The following is a 21,134-nucleotide window of genomic DNA, read 5'->3' as shown; positions in this document are numbered from 1 at the left end:
ATGACCGCATCAGCAGCAACGTCGGCGCTCGAAGCGCGGGTCGGGCACTGGTACCAGATGGCCGACACCTACCTCGTCGGGCGCGAGAAGGTACGCGAGTACGCCCGTGCGGTGCAGGACTATCACCCCGCCCACTGGGATGTCGCCGCCGCCGCGGAGCTCGGTTATTCGGACCTGGTGGCGCCGCTGACGTTCACGTCGACCCCGGGCATGACATGCAACCGCCGCATGTTCGAGCAGGTCGTCGTCGGATACGACACCTACATGCAGACCGAAGAGGTCTTCGAGCAGCACCGCCCGATCGTGGCCGGCGACGAACTGCACATCGACGTCGAACTGACCTCGGTGCGCAGGATCGCCGGCAGGGACCTGATCACCGTGACGAACACCTTCACCGACACGGCAGGCGAACGGGTGCACACTCTGCACACCACCGTCGTCGGAGTCACCGCTGAAGATCTCAATCCGGAGATCAAGACCGCCGTGCACAGCAAGATGATGCACGACGTGGACATCTTCGGCGTCGGCGAAGAGGACTATCACAAGACGGTGCGCCCGGAGGGCGAGGTTCGGCTCTCTGAAGGGGTCTTCTCCCGCACGCCGGGGACACCCTCCTTCGATGACGTGAAGGTCGGCGACGAGCTGGGAGTGCGCCACACCCGTCTGTCGCGTGGCGACCTGGTGAACTATTCCGGCGTCGCCGGTGACGCCAACCCGATTCACTGGGACGAGGACATCGCCAAGCTGGCCGGGCTGCCCGATGTGATCGCGCACGGCATGCTCACCATGGGATTGGGCGCCGGATTCGCCTCGGCATGGTCGGGCGACCCCGGCGCGGTCACCAAATACGCGGTGCGGCTGTCGGCGCCCGCGATCGTGTCGGCCACTGAAGGGGCCGACATCGAGTTCAGCGGGCGGATCAAGTCGTTGGACCCGGCGACCCGCACCGGTGTCGTGATCGTCGCCGCGAAGTCCGGTGGACGCAAGATCTTCGGGCTGGCGACGTTGGACGTGCGTTTCCGCTGACCAGGCGCGGTGGCGGCTTGAAAAACGGTCTCCCGGGTATAGCAGCCGCGTGCTGGCGGATCTGAAACCGATGACCGATGACCTGCGTAGGTTGGCCGCGGCCCATGGGGTCGCCACGACATACCGGAACGAGCGCCGTGAGCCGGTCGAGGTCGACCCCGATGTGGTGATCCGGGTGCTCGGGTTGCTCGATGTGGAAGCTCGCACCGAGGCCGACCGCCGCGCGGAGTTGGCCAAACTGGCCGAGCGCGACAGCACAGGCGTGATCCCACCGACCATCGCCGTCAGATTGCACGGGCGTCCCCATCCCCTACCCGGGGCCGAAGTGCTGGTGGACGAGGACGGCAGCCGGGTCGAGGTGCGCGATGAGTTGCCCGGCGACCTTCCACCGGGCTGGTACCGGCTGCACACACGTGACGGGCAGGAGGCGACCGTGGTCGCGGCGCCGCCCCGGGTGCCGTCGTCGCCGGCAACGTGGGGCTGGATGCTGCAGCTCTATGCGCTGCGTTCGGCGCGCTCGTGGGGCATCGGCGACCTCGGTGATCTGCGGGAGTTCTTGAAGTGGACCGCCAACGAGCACGGTGCCGGAGCGGTTCTGCTGAACCCGCTGCACGCGCCGGGCCCCACCCATCCGGTGCAGCCTTCGCCCTACACGCCGTCGAGCCGACGGTTCGCGAACCCACTTGCCCTACGCATCGAGGACATTGACGCCTACCGTCGGGCCGACCCGGACACCCGCGCAGAGGTGGACGCGCTGCGCGTCTCCGCCTCCACGGCCCGCATCGATCACGACCTCGTGTGGGCCGCGAAACGCGATGCGCTGGAACTACTTTGGCGCGCCGAGGGCCGGCCCAGTCCCTTCGATGGTGCGTCGGCATCGGAGGGGCTGCGCGACTGGGCCACCTACTGCGCGTTGGCCGAACGGCACGGCGGCCGGTGGTCTCGGTGGCCGGAACCGTTGCGCGATGTCGCCGGGCCGGCGGTGGCATCGGCGCGTCGAGAATTGGCGCCGCGGGTGGCGTTTCACGCCTGGGTGCAGAAGCAATGTGCCGAGCAACTCACTGCCGTACGGGCCACCGCGCACGACGCCGGGATGTCGCTCGGCGTGCTGCACGATCTCGCGGTGGGCGTCGACGCGGACGGCGCCGACGCGTGGGCACTGGCCGACGTCCTCGCCTCCGGGGTCAGCGTCGGCGCGCCGCCGGACAACTTCACTCCGCGTGGCCAGGACTGGGGGCTGCCGCCGTGGCGGCCCGACCGCCTGGCAGCCACCGGGTACGCCGCTGTGAAGGACATGTTGCGCGCCGTGCTCGCGCACGCCGACGGGTTGCGGATCGACCACGTCGCGGGCCTGTGGCGACTGTGGTGGATCCCGCCCGGTGACAGTCCCGATCGCGGGACCTACGTGCACTACGACGCCGACACCATGCTCGCGGTCCTGGCGCTGGAAGCGCATCGAGCCCACGCCACCGTGGTTGGGGAGGACCTCGGCACCGTCGAACCCGAGGTCACTGAGGCGCTGGCCGACAACGAGATGCTGGGGTGCGCGGTGTCGTGGTTCACGCGCGACGAGTCCGCACCCGGCGAACCGTTACTGCCGCCGGTGAAATGGCCGTCACGGGCGGCCGCCAGCCTTTCCACGCACGACCTGCCGACCGCGGCAGGCTTCCTGCGCGGTGAGCACGTGCGGGCGCGTGCCGACCTGGGTCTGCTCGACGACGTACCGGCCGAACAGGCCAACGCCGAGAAGGAACGCCTCGAGTGGCTGGCGCTGCTGCGATCGGAGGGCCTGCTTCCGCCGGCGGACGAGGGGGCAGAACCAGACGAAACCGCGATCATCGCGGCGATGCACAGATTCCTGGCGTCGACTCCGAGCCGGCTCAAGCTGATCTCGCCCTACGACGTGATCGCCGAGACCCGACAGCCAAATCTGCCTGGGACGGTTGACGAATACCCGAACTGGCGACTCCCGTTGCCGGTCACGTTGGAGCAGTTGAAGACCGACCCGCGGGTTGCCGATATCGCCGAGGCGTTCCGGGCGCGCGGTTGACGACCGCGACTGCCCTCAGGTGTTGAAGTCCGGCAGAGGGTCGACGTTTTCGGCTTGTCCGGGCGGCACCTGGGGGTCCTTCTTGTCGTCTTGGGCCTGCTCTTGAACTTCCGCTGCATGACGAAGGTTGTCGCCGGTGTTTTCTGCGTGGTCGGGCGTGCTCACGAAGCCTCCTTTAGGTCGGATCATGTCCGGCATACCCACGCGGAGGTGCTTCCTACCACGGCGTTCACGTCAACCAGGCAGGTGGTTTACTCCGCTGGAACGGGTACGGCTTGATCATGAGGCGCGAGGCCGACGTACAGCCCGCCCAGGCGGGCGCGGGATCAGTCCACAACGGGCGCCCCAGGGTGCTGATCATCGGCGGGGGGTTCGGTGGTCTGTTCTGTGCGCGCCGTTTCGGGCGGGTCGACGTGGACGTCACGCTGCTCGACCGTGCGGCCTGCCACGTGTTTCAACCGCTGCTCTATCAATGCGCGACCGGAACGTTGAGCATCGGTCAGATCAGCCGGTCCCTGCGCGAAGAGCTGGAGCACCACCGCAACGTCACGACGCTGCTCGGCGAGGCCGTCCGGCTCGACGCCGACGCGCGGCGAGTCACGGCCCGCCGTCCCGACGAATCGACGTTCGACCTGGAGTACGACTATCTGGTGATCGCCGCGGGTATGCGTCAGTCCTACTTCGGCAACGAGGAATTCGCCGCATGGGCGCCCGGTATGAAGACCCTCGACGACGCGCTCAGTATTCGCCGTCGCGTGTTCGCAGCGTTCGAGATAGCCGAGACCTTGCCACCCGGTCCGGATCGGGACCAATGGCTCACCTTCGTCGTCACGGGCGGGGGTCCCACCGGCGTCGAATTAGCAGGGCAGATAAGAGAACTCGCAACCCGATCACTGGCCAACGAGTTCCACAGCATCGACCCGGAGGACGCGCGGGTGCTGCTGTTCGACGGTGGTGACCGAGTGCTGAAGACTTTCGCTCCGGCGCTCTCCGAACGCGCGTCGCGGGAGCTCGAGAGGTTGGGCGTTGAGCTGCACTACGGCGTGCGGGTGACCGATGTCCGTCGCGACGGCGTGACGGTGAGTTCGAAGGCCGACGGCTCCAAGAAGGACTACGCCGCCCGTACGGTGCTGTGGACGGCCGGCGTCGAGGCGGTGCCTTTCGCGCGGCACGCCGCGGAGATGTTGGGCGCCGACACCGATCGGTCGGGGCGCATAGCGGTGAACGCTGACCTGTCAGTACCCGGACATTCGGAGGTGTTCGTCGTCGGCGACCTGGCCGGCCGCGACGGACTGCCGGGTGTTGCGGAGAACGCCATGCAGGGCGGGCTGCACGTGGCCGCGTGCATCCGGCGTGACCTCGACAGCCGGCGGCGCAAGGACTTTCGCTACCGCGATCTCGGATCGGCGGCCTACATCAGCCGTGGCCACGCACTCCTGCAGGCCGGTCCGCTCAAGCTCGCAGGCGTCGTCGGCTGGCTCGGCTGGGGCTTCATCCATATCGCGTTCCTCACCGGCGTGCGCAACCGCTTCAGCACCGTCGGAACGTGGATGGCGACGATCGCGCGGGCCAATCGCAGCGACCGTTCGTTCATCCTCGGCGGGTCGGGGCATCCCGAAGAGCCGTACACGTGGGAATCGCCGGTGCACCAGGGGCGCAACTCGAAGGACAGCGACTAGACAGCCCCGGGGCCGCCGATCGAATCCGCGTCGCTTCAGCGCCGGCCAGCGCCCACCAACGCTGTTGCGGTGACCCGTAATCCGTCTTCGGTGCGGGCTTTCTCGGCAACGCTACGCAGCGCGGGGACAAGCCGATCGCGGTCGGCCTGGGCCAGCTCGGCGTAGGGCGGCATCCGCTCGTAGAGCGGACCGCTCTGCTCGAGAAACGCGTCAACCGACCGTGCCGACCAAACGACGTCGACAATTCGGACGTCGACGTCGTGGAACCCCGCGGCTGCCATCTCATCCCGAAACGTTTCGGGTGACCGGAGCATGAGGACGCCCTCGGGCCGGGGAAGCGCGGGCGCATCCGGGAACGTCATGCGCAACGCCTCGGCGAGAAAGCGCAGTGGTCCCACCGCAGATGGATCGCGCCACGTACTGATGCAGCCGTGGCCACCGGTGCGGGTGACACGGACTAGCTCGCGCAGTGCGCGGCGCCAGTCTGGGACGTTCACGACGCCAAACAACGAGAACGCCGCGTCGAATGACCCGTCTTCGAGAGGAAGCTCGTGAGCATCTGCGACCCTGGCGGTGCAGTTCGGGTACGACGCCAACCGCTGCGCGGCCCTTTCCACCATGTCCTCGGAGATGTCCGTGGCGAGCACTTGCGCGCCTGCCTGCGCGGCCGCGACGCTCAAACCACCTGGCCCGGAGGCGATATCCACAACACGCATCCCTGGCCTGATGCCGCCCACCATCGAGAATGCCGACGGAATGCACTGTCGGGTCATGGGCTCAGCGACCGCTTCGTACTGCCATGCCTGACCATGCTCGGTGATGGTCGTCGGATCCTGGTCCATGACCCCATGGTGCGGTCGATTCAACGGTCCAGCAAGTATTCTTGCCGATTTGTCAAATGAGCCACGGCCCGTAGGTCTACGGCAGCTGGTCAGCCCGCGTGGACGACAGCGTCGGTGATTGCGCGAGCGAGTTGGCGAGGTGCCTGCGCGTGGGCCAGATGGCCCTGACCGCCGAGTGTGACGACGCGTGCCTGCGGCAGCGCGTCCGCGAACGCGGCAAATGCGGTGCCGTAAGGCGCCTGCCCGGCGTTCAGCTCGCCGAGGAGAAGCGTCACAGGGACATTCAGCTGGCGATACCGGGACAGTGCCGGCTCGTAGTCATTGATGGCTGCCAGTTCTTCGGCTAAGGGTCGCGCAAGCGACCGCAGTACCGGCCATGCGGGGCTGCGGCGCAATTCGGCGACATAGTCGGTGGCAAACCCCGACACGATGGTGTTGACAAGCTCGACGGTCTGATCGAAGTCGTTGTCCGCGGCGGCTTTTCGTAACGGCGCCAACGCTTTCGTGCCGAACGGGCGCGCCACCGGTTCGTAAGCGATCAGCGACAAGACTTCGTCTTGGACCAGTGCCGCTTCCAACGCGATGAGCCCACCGTAGCTCCAACCGACGAGGTGAACCTGCTGACGCAGCGAGGTGATCAGGTGGCGAAGATCGTCGACCTCGACGCCGACTGCGTAGTCGGGTCCGAGTGGCCCGCTCGGAAGCCGCCCCCGACGGTTCACTGTGATGACGGGGTTGGGGAGGTCAATGGCGTCGACCACCGGGCGCCACGTCTGCGCGTCAGCCATCACGCCTGGCACGATCACCACCGGAGCTCCCGTCCCGGGGCGGCGCTCAGCGCTCACGTGGCCGTTCGGGCGGTCCAGTCTGAGTAGGTCGGGCGTGTTCATCGCGCGCATGGCGACATGCCCTAATTTGACAGGCCAGCGGTGACTCGGATCTTGGCCCGCATTCCAGGAGTAGCGAACAACGTCGCACGGGACATCTGGACTCTCCTTGGCTAGGCGCTTGCTCGCGACTGTTCCACTCGGAAACACGGTCTGGTCAGGTTCGCTCCTAGTTACACAGACGGACCTCTGAATATTCCGGGCGGGGTCGAGGCGGCCGGCTACGGCGTGATCACCTGAGACCTATCGGGTTACGGCTGAGCTTCTCGTTGAACTTGCGCCCCACACGCGTCACGCACCAGGTGCGCGCTACGACTCCGAGTACGCCGTCCGGCGCTCGGTCTTCGTGATTGAGCCCTAGGTTCGCAGTTCGGGTCTGCAGGGCATGTTCGTTGCACTTGGGCCCATCCCTCGCGCGGCCACGGTTCCTTTCGGGCAGGCTGTGTTCACCATGACCGGTACTACCGTTCCCTTGCTCGCCGACCCTAGCGACCTGTCCGCCTTGCGCGCGCAGGGCGCTGACCCCGACGAGCTGTTCGACACCTTCGCCGCGTGGGCCGCCGCGGGCGGCACGGTGCTGTACCCGGCCCAGGAGGAGGCCCTGATCGAGCTGGTCAGCGGCGCGAACGTGATCCTGGCGACGCCGACCGGCTCGGGCAAGTCTTTGGTGGCCACCGGCGCGCTGTACGCGGCGCTGGCAGGAGGACGGCGCAGCTACTACACCGCGCCGATTAAGGCACTGGTCAGCGAGAAGTTCTTCGCCCTCTGCGGCGTGTTCGGGGCAGCCCACGTCGGCATGCTGACCGGTGACGCCTCGGTGAATCATGACGCGCCGATCATCGCCTGCACCGCCGAGGTGCTGGCCAACATCGCACTGCGTGAGGGAGCGACGGCCGACATCGGGCTCGCCGTCATGGACGAATTCCACTTCTACGGCGATCCGGACCGCGGCTGGGCGTGGCAGGTGCCCCTGCTGGAACTGCCGAATGCGCAGTTCCTGCTGATGTCGGCGACTCTGGGCGACGTCAGTTTTCTGCGCGAGGATCTGACCCGCCGCACCGGCCGGTCCACCGCGCTGATCGCCAATGCCGAGCGGCCGGTTCCGCTGTATTACTCCTACGCGACCACGCCGATGCACGAGACGATCCAGGAACTGCTTGATACGCACCGGGCGCCGATCTACGTCATCCACTTCACGCAGGCCTCGGCGTTGGAGCGGGCGCAGGCGCTGATGAGCGTCAACGTCAGCACCAAGGAGGAGAAGGCCTCGATCGCAGAGTTGATCGGTGGGTTCCGCTTCTCATCAGCCTTCGGGTCGACCCTGTCGCGACTGGTCCGGCATGGGATCGGCGTGCACCACGCCGGGATGCTGCCGAAGTACCGCCGGCTGGTCGAGCAGTTGGCTCAGGCGGGCCTGCTGAAAGTTATTTGCGGCACCGACACTCTCGGCGTCGGAATCAACGTGCCGATCCGGACGGTCGTCTTCTCTGCTCTGTCGAAATACGACGGCATTCGCCCTCGGATGCTCAACGCCCGCGAGTTCCACCAGATCGCCGGGCGCGCCGGGCGGGCGGGCTACGACACCGCAGGCACCGTCGTCGTCCAGGCGCCCGAGCACGAGGTGGAGAACCTCAAACAGTTCGCCAAGGTCGCCGACGACCCCAAGAAGCGCCGAAAGCTGGTGCGCCGCAAGGTACCCGAGGGCATGGTGCCCTGGAGCGAGTCGACGATGACGCGGCTGGTCGAGGCGACCCCCGAGCCGCTGACCAGCAATATGCGGGTGTCGACGTCGATGATCCTCGACGTCGTCGCTCGTCCCGGTGACCCGTTCGTCGCGATGCGCAGGCTGCTTACCGAGAACCACGAGCCGCGCAAGCGGCAGCGCCAACTCATCCGCGAGGCGATCGGCATCGCGCGCTCGCTGCTGCAGGCCGGCGTGGTGGAGCGGCTCGACGACCCCCAGAACGTTCCAGCCGACGGGCGGCGCTACCGGCTGACCGTCGACCTGCCGCCCGGCTTCGCCCTCAACCAGCCGCTGTCGACGTTCGCCCTCGCTGCGGTCGACGTGCTCGACCAGGCCTCGGAAACCTATGCGCTGGACGTTGTTTCGGTGATAGAGGCGACCCTCGAGGACCCTCGCCAGATCCTGGCCGCACAACTGAAAATGGCCAGAGGCGAGGCCATCGCCCAGATGAAGGCCGAGGGCATCGAGTACGACGAGCGCATGGAACTGCTGGACGACATCACCTATCCCAAGCCTCTCGACGAGCTGCTGGGGCACGTCTACCAGGTGTACCTGCAGAGCAACCCGTGGGCCGCTGATGCGCAGCTGTCGCCGAAGTCGGTCGTGCGCGAGATGTGGGAGCGGGCGTTCACGTTCCGCGAGTTCGTCAGCGTCTACGGGCTCACCCGTTCCGAGGGTGCGGTGCTGCGTTACCTCTCCGATGCCTTCAAGGCATTGCGATCCGGCGTTTCCGCTGCCGCGCGGACCGAGGAGCTCACCGACATCGTCGAGTGGCTCGGTGAGCTTGTGCGCCAAGTAGATTCGAGTCTGCTCGACGAGTGGGAGCAGCTCACAAACCCCGACCAGCCGCTGGACGCGCCGGTGGCGGTACCTACTCGACCGCGCCCGCTGACCGGCAACGAGCGGGCGTTCACCGCGATGGTCCGCAATGCGCTCTTCCGCCGGGTGGAACTGTTCGCACGTCGCCGCGCCTACGACCTTGCAGAACTGGACGCCGGCTCCGGGTGGACGGCCGAGCGTTGGGAGGAGGTCATGCACGCGTACTTCGACGAGCATGACGACGTGGGCATCGGTGCCGACGCACGGGGACCGGCGATGCTGATCGTCGACCGGCAGCCGGGCGTGTGGCGGGTGCGCCAGATCCTCGATGACCCGGCGGGAGATCACGACTGGGGCTTCGACGTGGAGGTGGATCTGGAGGCGTCCGACGAAGAGGGCGTCGCGGTCATCCGCCTGGTCGACGCCGGGCGTCAGGACTGAACCACAGCGGCGCGGCCCGCACCGATACTTTCCGGTGCGGGCCGCAAACGCTGCACTCAGATGACGTCGGTGACCTGGCCGGCGACGTCGGCGCGCACCTGCTTGGTGCTGCGCTCACCCTCGACGTTGATGAGCATGGTCACGCTCTCGTCGAACGGCAGGTTTCGCTTGATGATCACACTTTGTACCTCGCCGCCCTGGATTCCGCTGGCCGCCACCGCACCGTTGATGGCCGAGGCGATGGCGCCGGACGCAACTTCGTTGACGGCGAACAGGTTCTGCTGCAGGGCTTCGGTGTCGTCGCCGTAGTCGACGGGACGGGAGGTTCCGACCGCACCCGCGGTGTAAGTCCATTGGTTGAGTTCGGTCGGAGCTTTCGGGTCGATGGCCTCGACGGTCAGCACCCCAGGAATGATCGTCACCTCAACGACCTGCATGGGATTTGCACCGACCTTCTTCGAGATCGCCGAGTATGCGGCGTCGATACCTTCGGCGGTGTACAAGTTCCCCGAGACGGCTTGGGTGATCTGCTCGGTGCCCGACGTAACGACCTGCTCGGCGGCTTCGGAGGCTACGTCCCTGATCTCCGTGACCTTCGAACAGCCGATCAACGCGGAAGCCGCGATAGCTGCAGCGACGAGGGCGGTGCCGAAGCGGGTGGATTTCATCTGTTCCTCTCCTGGTTAGTAGTCCCTACGGGGGGACGCGGAGACAGACTGCTGGGGCGGGCCGGCTACCGATCACAACTTCGGCGGCGAAGGTGCAACGCGATCGGAGCGTCAGGTTGTGATGCGCAGCTCGGAGTCCGGGTGCGAGCTGAGCGTGATCACCACCGTGCCGTTGCCCGTCTCGAACGTGGTGTTGGCGTAGCCGATGAATCCGTAGTGCCCGTCGATCGTCGATACCGCGGTGATGTCACCGCTTCCAGCGGCACCGGTGTCGAGATTCGTCCAAGCGGCGGTCACAGTGAGCGCGCAGGAACCGTCATAGCTGCCGACGTCGTAGTGAATCGCCACGCGCACACCATTTTCAACCCGGTCGGCGACCTGGACCGGTGTCACCTGCGCCTCGGCGCTGACGCTTCCGGCGCACGTCGGGGACGCGGTCACCGGAACCCGAGCAAGTTGTGCTGAGGCGTCTGCGTAAGCCGTTGCGGCCCACGACGAGGACGTCGCCAGCGCGACAGCGAGCGCGCCTGCAGCGCGAAACGGGGTCATGCCTGCGTATCGACGGTTACCGGGACGGCGTTAGCGAGTGGGGGGATAGGGGCCGAAAGTGTCTTCGGGAGGTCGCGTCCGCCCCGTGAAGACGGAACTGCGTGATCGTCGCTGGGCTGCTCAGCGGCGTGGCCTCGTGGTGATGTGGACGTGGTCGTAGTAGCCGTAACCCGTCGCCTGTGGACCACCCGGCGTGTAGTACGTGCCACGCCAAATCACATCTTGTAACCCGAATCGGGCCGCATTGGCCAAGGCAAACGCGCGAATTTCGTCACCGAGCGCGATGCCCTCGGGGCTTTCGGCGTTGGGAATCATGATGTCGATCGCCAGGCCGCGTGGATGCCATGGCTTCGAGTCCGGCCGGACCCCGTCGATGGTCGCGATCTGAGGAAACCGTGCGCTGATAGCGCGCGCGGCGAGGATGGTGTTGGGCTGTAATCCGGCCTCGTTCGCGACGCCGACGGGCAGCGCCTCCGGGATATCGAGGTGGGCCGCTACGAGGGGTGAAGCAGGGTCACCGGGTTGGCCAGGCACCGCGGCGATCGCCGGGTCTTGCGGAGCGGGCGGGTTCTGCGGCGGTGCCGGGGGGACCGCGTTTTCTATCGCCGCTTGCTGTTGCGGTGTCAACGCCGCGTATTGCGCCTCCGCAGCGGCGATTTGGCGCAGCAGTTCGCTCCATTTGGCCTGCAGGTCTGCGCGCACCGCGGAGGCCCGCTCGGCTGCTGCGCGAGCGTCGGCGGCCGATTTTTCCGAAGCCTGGGTGGCGGCGGCGGCGCGCGCGCGTACCGAATGAAAGGCTGCCAACTGATCGGCCATCCCGGCGCCGACCGTCCGTTGCATCGACAGCTGATCGATCAGCTGTTGCGGGGAAGCTGCGGTCAGCAGCGCTGCAGCCTGGCCGTCGCGCCCGCTCATGTAGTTCATCGCCGCGATCCGGTCGACAGCGGTCTGGTAAGGCTGCAACTGGGCGGTGGCGACCTCGAGGGCAGCCAGGTCGGCGCGGTGGCGGTCAACGGCGGCTGCCTGCTCGGCCAATTTGGCGTCGGAATCGCGTTGCGCGACCGTGACGGCTTCGCGAGTCTGCACCGCCTGGCTGGACAACTCATTCAGCCTGGCCAGTGCGTCAGCGGCCGGGTCGGCGGTCACGACGCCCATCGATAGAGCCAGCATCAGCACAGCGGCTGCCGAACCGTACGCCGTTCGCCGAAGTGAATGGCGCCACCGGGTCATTCGGCTTGTCACGATCCTTCGTTCAAGGACCGATGCCGGCCCTGCTGTCGACGTCCCGGGCAAGGGTATGAACTGACACCGGCGATGTCTACCCGGCTGTCATATCCGCGCGGCGGCGCCGGTTCAACGGTTTACGTCACGCAATGTCGCTGGTAGTTCGCACTGGCGCGGGCTGCATCCCTCATGTGCTCGCGCGCAGCCTTTGTGTCGCCAAGGTCTCGCGCCACGTTGGCCATGTGCATGCTGCTGTCCATCGACCGGACGATGCCTGCGCAGTTAGGGCTCTCAATCGGCCTGGCGTTGGCGGTACCCGCGGTGAGTATGACCGCGGGAGTCGCGAGTGTCGCCGCGAGGGCAGCTGCAGCGGTCGCTCGTTTGAGCATTGTGTGTTTCTTCATGAGCGTGATCCTTCGGTTGGTTGCCGGCCGGCTTGTTCCGGCGAGCTCTCGACCGACCAACGATGGAATCCGCGTATTCGGGGCGGATTCGAAACTCATGTAACAGCCAGCTCAGCGCTACTTCGGGGACCCGCTCGAAGGTCCCGGCTAGAGCTCTCGCGCCTCGCTGAGAACGATGTCGAGAAAGTGTCGCGGAACCGGATGCCATGCCGGATTCCATTGACCGCTGCCGATGTCGTCGCGAAGGCCGGACAGCAGCGCGATCAACCGTGGTCCGCCGTCAAGCAGGTAGCGAACGAGTCCCAGCTCAGCGCATTGAGCGCCAATGACTGCCAGCGTCTGCTTCGCCTCCTGGGTTCGCCCGGCAGCATTCATGGCGGCGACAAGCAGCCGTCGCGCCTGCAGCAACGCGCGCGGACGGCCCGTAGGCTCCAGCCTCTCCACCCACGCTTGTGCTCGGTGGCAGGCGAGGTCGGGTTGATCATCGAGCAGTCTGAGGATTTCGGTCTCGTCGCGAATCTGGGCGGTGATTTCGCCCAGTCCTCCGGTCGGCACCGGTTCGTTGTCAGCATTCCCATTCGGCCCTGCGCCGCCGGGTAGCTTCAGCCGCGTCCGCTCGTTCTCCACGTGAGCACGAAACCGGGTGAGGCCAAGAGTCGCAGCGATCTGATCACCTTCGTCCAGGCGGCTGGCGGCGTCCTCGGGGTTGCCGCGCACCGCGTCGATGCGCGCTCCGACGATGTACAAAGCGATCAACAGGTCCACTGGGCCGACGACAGGTCCGTGCTGTCGGCACTCGTCGAGTAGACGCTCGGCCTCGGCCACCTCACCGCGCTCGTACAACACCTCCGCAAGGAGCGCGCTCACATAACGTGCGGCGTGCGAACTCATAGCGCCGCACTGTTCGGCCATCGACCGTCCCTCGCGGAAGCGACGCTCGGCCTCCGCGACGTCAAGCTGCTCGCGAGCGGCGGTTCCGCTCAGACCGTCCCCGTAGATCTTCGCGAACGGGACGGGGGTTCGCTGCTGGTAGGAACAACCCCAGCTTTGCCAACGCCGGGCGGCGTCGAAGTCAAATCGCGCGATCTCGACGAACGACATGACATTGACGGCCGTGCCAACGAGAAAGGGCGGCAGGGAATCCGGACGCGACAGGCAGTCTGTCACGAGTTCCTCGCCCCCGGCGGAGCGGTCGGCCCAGCTATTCAAGACCCCTCGCAGGACGTCCGCCTCTACCCGCATGTCGCGGAGCTCGGACTCCGGCAGAGAACGCCGTTCGATGGCCGATTCGAACGCGTCGAGCGCGGCATACGCCGCGGCCGGGCGCAGCAGCGAGTCCGCCCACCCGAGCGTGAGTTGAAGTCTGGGACTTAGCGCCGCGATGTGCGACGGCAGGTTCGACATCAGCGCCTGGAACGTCGACATCTGCGTGTGTTGGAGCACGTCGGTGCCGTGCAGTTCGATCAGCTCGACTGCACGCTGATCCTCACCGGCAGCCACCGCGTGGTGGATGGCCTCGCGCAGCAGCTTGTGGTCGGCGAACCAGCGCGACGCGATCGCATGTAGGCGCGTGATGCGTTCGGGTTGGTCTCGCTGCAGCCGGCGCTGCAAGAATTCGGCGAACAGCTGGTGGTAGCGGAACCACTCCCGTTCGTCGTCGAGTCTGCGGAGAAACAGGTCGCGGTCCTCGGCAGCCTCGAGCAGTGCTTGGCCGTTGCCGACGCCGGCCAATGCGGACGCCAGATCGCCATTGACCCGCTCGGTGAGCGAGGTCGTCAGCAAGAAGTCGAGCATCTCCGGTTCAAGCGAGTCGAGCACGTTCTCGGCCAGATACTCGCCGATCATGTGATGGCGCCCCGACATTCGGCTGATAAACGCGGCGGGGTCGCCCTGCCCCCGCAGCGACAGCGACGCAAGCTGCAGCGCCGCGACCCACCCATCCGTCGTCTGTTCGAGGTTGGCCACATCCGCTTCGTCCAGAGCCAACCCGCACACGTCCACAAGAAACGCGCGTGCCTCGGCGACATTGAACCGCAAAGTGGCCGCATCGATTTCGACCAATTCGTCGCGTACGCGCATACGTCCGATCGGCAGCCCGGTTCGACTGCGCGTGGTGACCAACACTTGGAGCTGATCGCCGCCGTGGTCGAGCAGGTACTCCAGCGCCCCGATCGTCGAGGCGTCGGTGACCCGATGCCAGTCGTCGACGATGACGCATGTCCGTCTACCGAGCGCATCGATCTCATTGATCAGCGACGTGAGCACAAAGCGCTCTGCCTCGGCGCCGCGGAGCGCAAGAATCTGCCGCAGGTCCTCCCCGAGCGTGGGCAGCGCGGTGCGGACCGCATCGATCAGGTGTGCCAGAAACCACACCACGTCGTTGTCGTCACCGTCGATCGTGAGCCACGCGACGATGACGCCCTCCGCGACCAGGACATGGCGCCATTGTGTGGCCAGTGTGGTCTTGCCGAACCCCGCGCCACCATGGATCACCAAGAGACGTCGGGGGCCTCCTGTGCGCAAGGTGTCGATCAAGCGGGTGCGTTCTACCAGCGGCCTCGATGCCGTCGGCGGGCGGTACCTGGTCAATACGGTAGGAGGCGTCGGGGGGGTCGAGTGGATCGGTTCGCCGCCGACGTTGCGCTGGGCGGGCGGCGTCCTGACCGGCGCTCGAGAGGCAGCTTCAGGAACGCCGTCCAGGATCTGCTGATGCACCCGGCGCAGCGCCGGGCTGGGATCAACGCCCAACTCCTCGACGAGCCGGTCACGCATCACGCGGAACGTCTCGAGCGCATCAGCTTGCCTGCCGCACCGGTACAGGGCGAGCATCAGCTGCCCGGCAACCCGTTCGTCGAGCGGATGATTCTGCGCCATCGCGGCGATCGCTGGCAGAAGCTCACCGTGACGATCGGCGCGCAGGCCGGAATCGTTGGCGTCGAGCACCACTGAGACCCGTTCGGCTTCCAGCGACGTACGGACATCGTTCACCCACGGGGTGTCAAGCGAAACGAACGGGTCACCGCGCCACAGGTGCAACGCCTCGCGAAACAGACGATCAGCATCGCCAGGATCAGCTGTCGCGCGTGCGGCAGCAACCAACTGTCGGAAGCGATGCAGATCAATCGATGCGGGGTCGGCCTTCATCACATAGCCACCCGACGCGCGGCCTATCTCGACATCACCCCCGGTCGTGATCACACGCCTAAGACGAGACACGTAACCCGCCAGTGCATTTCGAGCGCGGTGCGGCCGATCATCAGCCCAGATTCGAGCGATCAGTTGATCCGTCGTCGTGGGACGGTTGACGTCGACCAACAGCGCCGCCAACACACACCGTTGCCGCATCGTGCCGATGTCGAGGCGCTGCTCGTCCGACCACGCCTCGACCTCGCCGAGCAACCGGAACTCCGTTGCCACGCACTACAGCCTTCACCAGCAGACTCGAAATGTCCGGCGAACGGGACGCGTCGCGAAACTATCGCCTTAGTCGGCCGGGGGAGGAGAAGGCATACTCCGGCACCGCACGCCAGATCGCGCGACCTATTCGCCGTAGGTCCACGCGCATATGGAATGGCGACGTGGGACCGGCCGCCCACATCCTGAAGATCTCATCGAGGAACTCGCATGCGTGCCGGTCAATGTCGGCACACTTGTCGGCCCGGCCACCGCGGACCGATCCCGTGCCCGCGGTGGGTCGGCTGACACCCGGCGTCGGGATCGCCGTCGGGCCATCGCAGGAGGTGTCGTCGGGCTCGACGTGAGCCTGGCGCTACGAACGACGGCGTCGTCGTGATGAGCGCACACCAGTGAACTATTGCTTGGCCATGTTGGCGAAACGGCTCAAATGCAGTTGGTGCGCAACGGTAATCGTCTTCGTCGGACCGCTGCGGTGCTTGGCGATGATCAAGTCAGCTTCGCCGCCGCGGGGGTCGTCGCGTTCGAACGCGTCGGGCCGGTGCAACAAGACGACCATGTCCGCGTCCTGCTCGATAGATCCCGACTCGCGAAGGTCGGACAGCATCGGTTTTTTGTCGGTGCGCTGTTCGGGACCGCGGTTCAGCTGGCTCATCGCGACGACAGGGACTTCGAGTTCCTTCGCCAAAAGCTTGATCTGACGCGAGAATTCGGATACTTCCTGCTGTCGGGACTCGACCTTCTTGCCAGACGTCATCAGCTGCAGGTAGTCGATGACGATCAGGCGCAGATCCGCTTTCTGCTTGAGCCGACGAGCCTTGGCCCGGATCTCCATCATCGTCAGGTTCGGTGAGTCGTCGATATACAAAGGTGCTTCGCTGATTTCGCTCATCCGTCGCGCGAGCCGTGTCCAGTCATCGTCGTTCATCCGGCCAAGCCGCATGTCGGCGAGCTTGATCTTCGCCTCGGCGGACAGCAGTCGCATCACGATCTCGGACTTGCTCATTTCGAGGGAGAAGATGACGCTCGACTGGTGGTGCTTGATCGAGCACGACCTCATGAAATCCAGTCCAAGCGTCGAATTGTGCGTCGGCACCATTGCTCGCCCGGCCAGATACATTTGGTCGGCGTTGTCCACCTGAACGCAGCGCACGGCAACGCTGTCGACGGGCCGCACATCGGTGATGAACCGCGAGCCTGACCGCGCGGTACCGCAAGCTGCGCGGCGCTCCTTGTGCAACAGCGCCTTCCGGCTCAATGCGAACACGTCATCCTCAGTGGAGAACGTGGTGACGTATGCAATCGAGCTGTCGCTGCTGCGCCCCCTGACGCGCTTACCGAAGGTCTGCGCGCGATACCCGAGACTGACGATCAACTCGAAAACGTCGCGCGCCAGGCGCTCGCTGGTCACACAGAACTGAACCGCACCGCCCGCGGTGACCGTCCCGTCGGTATCCAGCAGGCCTGCTAGCAGCTCGCGCCGTTGCATCTCCGACGCACGCAGGTACTCGGCCGGTATGTGCTTGTTTCGCAGGACACCAAGCGTCCGCAGCCGGCCCTGCAGCGTGCCCATTGCGTTGCGGCAATCCTGGCAGAGGCGCAGTCCACTGGAGCGCTGGCCGCATTGCGTACACACCGGCGGTGGAACCTGCTCGGAAACGAACCGTGCGCGTCCCCCACACGAGCGTCCGCACGTCCGCACCTGGCTCGTCCGCGGGGTGAATTGCGCGCCACAGACGACACATTCGCGGGCGGCAATGGGCTCCGGGTCTGGCAGACGCAGCTGGTACCGGTACTTCGCCGTGTCGGAGCGATGCGCCACGAAGCCGTCCGCCTCGATGCGCATGACGATCTCGGGATCGGCGGACGTGATCTGTGCCGCCGCACTGGTGCCGTCACCTAGCCAGGCACCCAACGTGTACGGCGGGATCAACAGATCCCGCTCCGGCGTCTGCAGGGGTGCGGCATTGACGACGGAGTGGTTCAGACGGCGGTCCGCAGTGGCGCACCGCAGCGACGAGGCGATCTCTTGTGTGGTCCGCACAGTCGCGAAGGTGCGCTGATTCTTGTGACGGTTGTAACCGGCGGCCGCAGCCTGCGACGACTTCCTGGACGCGCGCGTCTCCGTCAGCCACTGATGCTCGGCGTCGGCGACGATGACCGTGCCATCGGAGAATTCGACTTCGTAGCACGGTCGGCCGAGCATGACCTCCGTCGCCGCGACGACGCGCGTCGGCACACCATCGGCACCGAGGAGCCAGTCCCCTACGGCGACCTCGCCCATCGTCGTCCAGCCGTCCGGGGTGGGCAGCGGAGTATCGAGCGACAACGCCTTGCCCATACCAGGCCTGGCCGCGATGACGATCATCTGTCCCGGATGCAGACCGTTGGTGAGATCGTCGAGCTCGACGAACCCCGTCGGCACGCCACGGCTGACCCCACCTTGAGAGGCGATCGCGTCGATCTCGTCCATCGTCGGCTGCAGCAGATCCTCGAGCGCGACGAAGTCTTCCGAGGCCCGCCGTCCCTCGGTCACGTCATAGATCTCGGCCTGCGCCCGGTCGACGATGTCGCTGACGTCCGCGCCCTCAGCGCCGGCATAGCCGTACTGCACGACCCGCGTGCCCGCCTCCACCAGCCGGCGCAGCAGTGCCTTCTCCGCGACGATGCTCGCGTAGAACCCGGCGTTGGCTGCCGTCGGCACCGTCGAGATCAGCGTGTGCAGATACGGCGCCCCGCCGATCCGGCGGAGCAGCCCCCGACGGTCCAACTCGGCCGCGACCGTCACCGCGTCGGCTGGCTCACCGCGGCTGTACAGGTCAAGGACCGCGTCGTAGATGTTCTGGTGTGCGGGCTTGTAGAAGTCGCTGGGACGCAGTCGCTCGAGCACGTCGGCGATGGCGTCCTTGCTCAGGAGCATGCCGCCCAGGACGGCCTGTTCGGCCGCGGTGTCCTGGGGCGGTTGGCGCCCGTAATCCTCGCGCGGAGGCGCGGAGTCCATCGCGGAATGGCCGAGATCGTCGACAACAGCCACGGCGCGTTCACCTCCCCGTATCCGTCGAACGTGAGTTCGATACCGCTCACCGCGACTGTAAAGCAGACTCCCGACAGCCACCCCCACCGGAGTCGGCAACTGCCTCGCGACGGCCAACGGTAGACGTTGCTGGGGGGTATGCAACCCTCCCCTGTTCATAGACCTGTGGATGGCGTGTGGATATCGCTGAACAACTATGTTGAGACCCTGGGGAGAACCTGTTAGTAAACGGCTTTGTTCGGGGCATCCGCGCAGATAGTCGCACCATAAACGGCCTGAGACGTTGTGGAGAACAATTGCCCCGGCGTGTCGGCCCGGGTTGCCACCTCGGGCGTGTTGTGTTGCGCTTTGGGGCCATACAGGTTAACGGCTCGTAAGCTTCGCTGTCGCCTAACTAACCGGCGAAGTTCGCCAGCGCGCACAGCAACGGCCGGGTGGAGCTCATCAAGCTCTCCACCCGGCCGAATTGACGCTGGCGTTACTACCCGGCGACGACGTCCAGCGACACCGTGGCGTTCACGTCGGGATGCAGACGCACCGTGATCGGATGGGTGCCGACCGACTTGATGTGCGCCTTGGGCAACTGGACGGTCCGCTTCTCGAGATTCGGTCCGCCGGCCTTCTTGATCGCGGCCACGACAGCAGAGGTCGTCACCGAGCCGAACAGCTTGCCGGTGTCGGTCGACGCCTTGACGGGCAGCGGCACGCTGCCGAGACCTTCGATCGCGGCCTTCAGCTCGTTGGCGTGCTCGAGGCCCTTGACGCTCTTGAGCTCGCGGGCCCGGCGGATTTCCTCGGCCTGGCGCTCGGCGCCACGCGACGCCACGATCGCCAGTCCGCGGGGCAGCAGGTAGTTGCGTCCGTAGCCGTCCTTGACCTCAACGATGTCGCCGGACGTTCCGAGGTGCTCCACCTCGGCAGTGAGTATCAGCTTCATTTCGTCTCCCTGCCTATCGCGTCGACGAGCTGAACGGCAGCAGAGCAACCTCGCGGGCGTTCTTGACCGCGATGGCGATGTCGCGCTGATGCTGGACGCAGTTACCGGTCACGCGGCGGGCGCGAATCTTGCCCCGCTCGCTGATGTAGGTGCGCAGCAGCGCGGTGTCTTTGTAGTCGATGATCTGCCCCTTGCCCTTCTTGGAGCAGAACACGCACTTGCGCGTCTTGACCGGCTTTTCGGGTGCCGGCCGCCTCTTGGTGGAGGACTTAGCCATGTGTCTATCTCTTTCTTATGTATCGCTGTAACAGATGAAGTATCAGAAGGGCGGTTCGTCGTCGCTGCCCGCAAACGAACCCGATGCCGGGGCGCTGCCCCACGGATCGTCCTGCTTGGGCTCGGAGCCGCGCGAGCCCCCGCCGCCGCCACCGCTGCCGAATCCGCCGCCGCCACCGCCGCTGCGGCTGGCCTTGTTCACCTTGGCCGTCGCATAGCGCAGTGACGGGCCGATCTCGTCGACCTCGAGCTCCACGACAGTGCGCTTCTCACCCTCGCGGGTTTCGAACGAGCGCTGCTTGAGCCGACCCTGCACGATGACCCGCGAACCGCGCGTGAGGCTTTCGGCCACGTTCTCGGCCGCCTCACGCCAGATGTTGCAGCGCAGGAACAGCGCGTCGCCGTCCTTCCACTCGTTGGTCTGGCGGTCGAATATGCGCGGGGTCGATGCGACCGTGAAGTTCGCGACGGCCGCGCCCGACGGTGTGAACCGCAACTCGGGGTCGGCTGTCAGGTTTCCGATGACCGTGATGACGGTGTCACCAGCCACTGTGTCCTCCTCGGCAGATTTAGTCGGCTCTTCGCGCCAGCGCTCATCGCTGCGGCGTGCGGGAAGTAGTTCGCAGGCGAGCCTACGGAAGCACTACGACGCGCACAGGCCGTTCGGACTAGTGCTTGTCGGTCCGCATGACCTTGGTCCGCAGCACGGACTCGTTCAGGTTGAGCTGACGGTCCAACTCGGACACCGTCGCGGGCTCGGCCTTCACATCGACGACGGCGTAGATGCCCTCGGCGTGCTTGGCGATCAAGTACGCCAGGCGGCGACGGCCCCAGATGTCGACCTTCTCGACAGTGCCGCCGTCCTTGCGGATGACGTTGAGGAACGTCTCCAGCGACGGCGACACGGTGCGCTCGTCGAGAGTGGGGTCAAGAATGACCATGATTTCGTATGGACGCATGAGAACCACACCACCTCCTACGGTCTGGTCGGCCGCGGACGATCCGCGGCAGGAGGGTTACCTGCGTCGGCAACCGGCCCAGGCTACAGGAATGCCCGCTGATCTGCGAAATCTGCGTCGCTTTCACCGGCGAGCAGACGCGAAACTGCCCTATTTCACGCCCAGAAGGGCAGGTTTGTGT

General features: G+C 66.1%; 16 protein-coding genes. 4 read left to right on the top strand and 12 right to left on the bottom strand.

Annotation, left to right across the window (positions count from 1 at the left end):
• The gene (locus N4S67_RS23305) at positions 1 to 1,026 is read left to right on the top strand and encodes a fused (3R)-hydroxyacyl-ACP dehydratase subunits HadA/HadB (RefSeq protein ID WP_260995413.1); all 1,026 of its coding nucleotides are present in this window, start codon (positions 1 to 3) and stop codon (positions 1,024 to 1,026) included.
• Positions 1,027 to 1,096: 70 nt separating this feature from the next.
• Positions 1,097 to 3,076: a 4-alpha-glucanotransferase gene (malQ, locus tag N4S67_RS23300; RefSeq protein ID WP_260995796.1), complete on the top strand. Its 1,980-nt coding sequence runs from the start codon at positions 1,097 to 1,099 to the stop codon at positions 3,074 to 3,076.
• Between the two features lie 15 nt (positions 3,077 to 3,091).
• Here malQ and N4S67_RS23295 read toward each other — a convergent pair whose 3' ends face one another.
• On the bottom strand, positions 3,092 to 3,241 hold the full coding sequence (locus N4S67_RS23295) for a hypothetical protein (protein WP_260995412.1): 150 nt from the start codon (positions 3,239 to 3,241) through the stop codon (positions 3,092 to 3,094).
• A gap of 116 nt (positions 3,242 to 3,357) precedes the next feature.
• On the opposite strand from N4S67_RS23295, the gene N4S67_RS23290 reads away from it, so the two are divergent.
• Positions 3,358 to 4,755, top strand: a complete 1,398-nt coding sequence (locus N4S67_RS23290) for an NAD(P)/FAD-dependent oxidoreductase (RefSeq protein ID WP_260995411.1) — start codon at positions 3,358 to 3,360, stop codon at positions 4,753 to 4,755.
• Positions 4,756 to 4,790: 35 nt separating this feature from the next.
• On the opposite strand, the gene N4S67_RS23285 is transcribed toward N4S67_RS23290, so the two are convergent.
• Together N4S67_RS23285 and N4S67_RS23280 are read right to left on the bottom strand one after the other, a co-directional pair.
• Positions 4,791 to 5,597 (bottom strand): class I SAM-dependent methyltransferase, encoded by an 807-nt coding sequence (locus N4S67_RS23285; protein WP_260995410.1) that lies wholly within the window; start codon positions 5,595 to 5,597, stop codon positions 4,791 to 4,793.
• Between the two features lie 89 nt (positions 5,598 to 5,686).
• Positions 5,687 to 6,406, bottom strand: a complete 720-nt coding sequence (locus tag N4S67_RS23280; protein ID WP_260995409.1) for an alpha/beta fold hydrolase — start codon at positions 6,404 to 6,406, stop codon at positions 5,687 to 5,689.
• A 529-nt stretch (positions 6,407 to 6,935) separates the two neighbouring features.
• Here N4S67_RS23280 and N4S67_RS23275 point away from each other — a divergent pair.
• The gene (locus N4S67_RS23275) at positions 6,936 to 9,488 is read left to right on the top strand and encodes a DEAD/DEAH box helicase (protein ID WP_260995408.1); all 2,553 of its coding nucleotides are present in this window, start codon (positions 6,936 to 6,938) and stop codon (positions 9,486 to 9,488) included.
• Positions 9,489 to 9,544: 56 nt separating this feature from the next.
• On the opposite strand, the gene N4S67_RS23270 is transcribed toward N4S67_RS23275, so the two are convergent.
• The 9 genes from N4S67_RS23270 to rpsF form a co-directional block, all read right to left on the bottom strand.
• Complete coding sequence (locus N4S67_RS23270; RefSeq protein ID WP_260995407.1) at positions 9,545 to 10,156, bottom strand: hypothetical protein; 612 nt, start codon at positions 10,154 to 10,156, stop codon at positions 9,545 to 9,547.
• 111 nt (positions 10,157 to 10,267) lie between these two features.
• Positions 10,268 to 10,705, bottom strand: coding sequence for a hypothetical protein (locus tag N4S67_RS23265; protein ID WP_260995406.1), 438 nt, complete (start codon positions 10,703 to 10,705; stop codon positions 10,268 to 10,270).
• A gap of 120 nt (positions 10,706 to 10,825) precedes the next feature.
• Positions 10,826 to 11,935 (bottom strand): coiled-coil domain-containing protein, encoded by a 1,110-nt coding sequence (locus N4S67_RS23260; RefSeq protein ID WP_260995795.1) that lies wholly within the window; start codon positions 11,933 to 11,935, stop codon positions 10,826 to 10,828.
• A gap of 545 nt (positions 11,936 to 12,480) precedes the next feature.
• Positions 12,481 to 15,750, bottom strand: a complete 3,270-nt coding sequence (locus tag N4S67_RS23255) for a BTAD domain-containing putative transcriptional regulator (RefSeq protein WP_260995405.1) — start codon at positions 15,748 to 15,750, stop codon at positions 12,481 to 12,483.
• Between the two features lie 394 nt (positions 15,751 to 16,144).
• A complete protein-coding gene (dnaB, locus tag N4S67_RS23250; RefSeq protein ID WP_260995404.1) occupies positions 16,145 to 18,781 on the bottom strand; it encodes a replicative DNA helicase in 2,637 nt (878 codons plus the stop codon).
• 481 nt (positions 18,782 to 19,262) lie between these two features.
• On the bottom strand, positions 19,263 to 19,718 hold the full coding sequence (gene rplI, locus N4S67_RS23245) for a 50S ribosomal protein L9 (protein ID WP_260995403.1): 456 nt from the start codon (positions 19,716 to 19,718) through the stop codon (positions 19,263 to 19,265).
• A gap of 13 nt (positions 19,719 to 19,731) precedes the next feature.
• Positions 19,732 to 19,995: a 30S ribosomal protein S18 gene (rpsR, locus tag N4S67_RS23240; RefSeq protein ID WP_260995402.1), complete on the bottom strand. Its 264-nt coding sequence runs from the start codon at positions 19,993 to 19,995 to the stop codon at positions 19,732 to 19,734.
• A gap of 42 nt (positions 19,996 to 20,037) precedes the next feature.
• Positions 20,038 to 20,544 carry a single-stranded DNA-binding protein gene (locus tag N4S67_RS23235; protein ID WP_260995401.1) on the bottom strand — a complete coding sequence of 169 codons (507 nt, stop codon included), beginning with the start codon at positions 20,542 to 20,544 and terminating at the stop codon, positions 20,038 to 20,040.
• A 118-nt stretch (positions 20,545 to 20,662) separates the two neighbouring features.
• Entirely contained in the window at positions 20,663 to 20,953 is a 291-nt protein-coding gene (gene rpsF / locus N4S67_RS23230) for a 30S ribosomal protein S6 (protein WP_260995400.1), read from the bottom strand.
• Between the last annotated feature and the right edge of the window lie 181 nt (positions 20,954 to 21,134).

The organism is Mycobacterium deserti (assembly GCF_025345615.1).
GTDB lineage: Bacteria > Actinomycetota > Actinomycetes > Mycobacteriales > Mycobacteriaceae > Mycobacterium > Mycobacterium deserti.
Note: the sequence above shows the minus strand (reverse complement) of the source record. Positions and strands in the feature narration are given on the sequence as shown.

What these genes read in the sequence shown, in the direction of transcription:
- N4S67_RS23265 (WP_260995406.1), bottom strand. Translation starts at nt 10,705, where the DNA reads ATGACCCCGTTTCGCGCTGCAGGCGCGCTCGCTGTCGCGCTGGCGACG.
- rpsF (WP_260995400.1), bottom strand. Translation starts at nt 20,953, where the DNA reads ATGCGTCCATACGAAATCATGGTCATTCTTGACCCCACTCTCGACGAG.
- N4S67_RS23270 (WP_260995407.1), bottom strand. Translation starts at nt 10,156, where the DNA reads ATGAAATCCACCCGCTTCGGCACCGCCCTCGTCGCTGCAGCTATCGCG.
- N4S67_RS23285 (WP_260995410.1), bottom strand. Translation starts at nt 5,597, where the DNA reads ATGGACCAGGATCCGACGACCATCACCGAGCATGGTCAGGCATGGCAG.
- N4S67_RS23290 (WP_260995411.1), top strand. Translation starts at nt 3,358, where the DNA reads ATGAGGCGCGAGGCCGACGTACAGCCCGCCCAGGCGGGCGCGGGATCA.
- rpsR (WP_260995402.1), bottom strand. Translation starts at nt 19,995, where the DNA reads ATGGCTAAGTCCTCCACCAAGAGGCGGCCGGCACCCGAAAAGCCGGTC.
- N4S67_RS23275 (WP_260995408.1), top strand. Translation starts at nt 6,936, where the DNA reads ATGACCGGTACTACCGTTCCCTTGCTCGCCGACCCTAGCGACCTGTCC.
- N4S67_RS23260 (WP_260995795.1), bottom strand. Translation starts at nt 11,935, where the DNA reads ATGACCCGGTGGCGCCATTCACTTCGGCGAACGGCGTACGGTTCGGCA.
- rplI (WP_260995403.1), bottom strand. Translation starts at nt 19,718, where the DNA reads ATGAAGCTGATACTCACTGCCGAGGTGGAGCACCTCGGAACGTCCGGC.
- N4S67_RS23305 (WP_260995413.1), top strand. Translation starts at nt 1, where the DNA reads ATGACCGCATCAGCAGCAACGTCGGCGCTCGAAGCGCGGGTCGGGCAC.
- malQ (WP_260995796.1), top strand. Translation starts at nt 1,097, where the DNA reads ATGACCGATGACCTGCGTAGGTTGGCCGCGGCCCATGGGGTCGCCACG.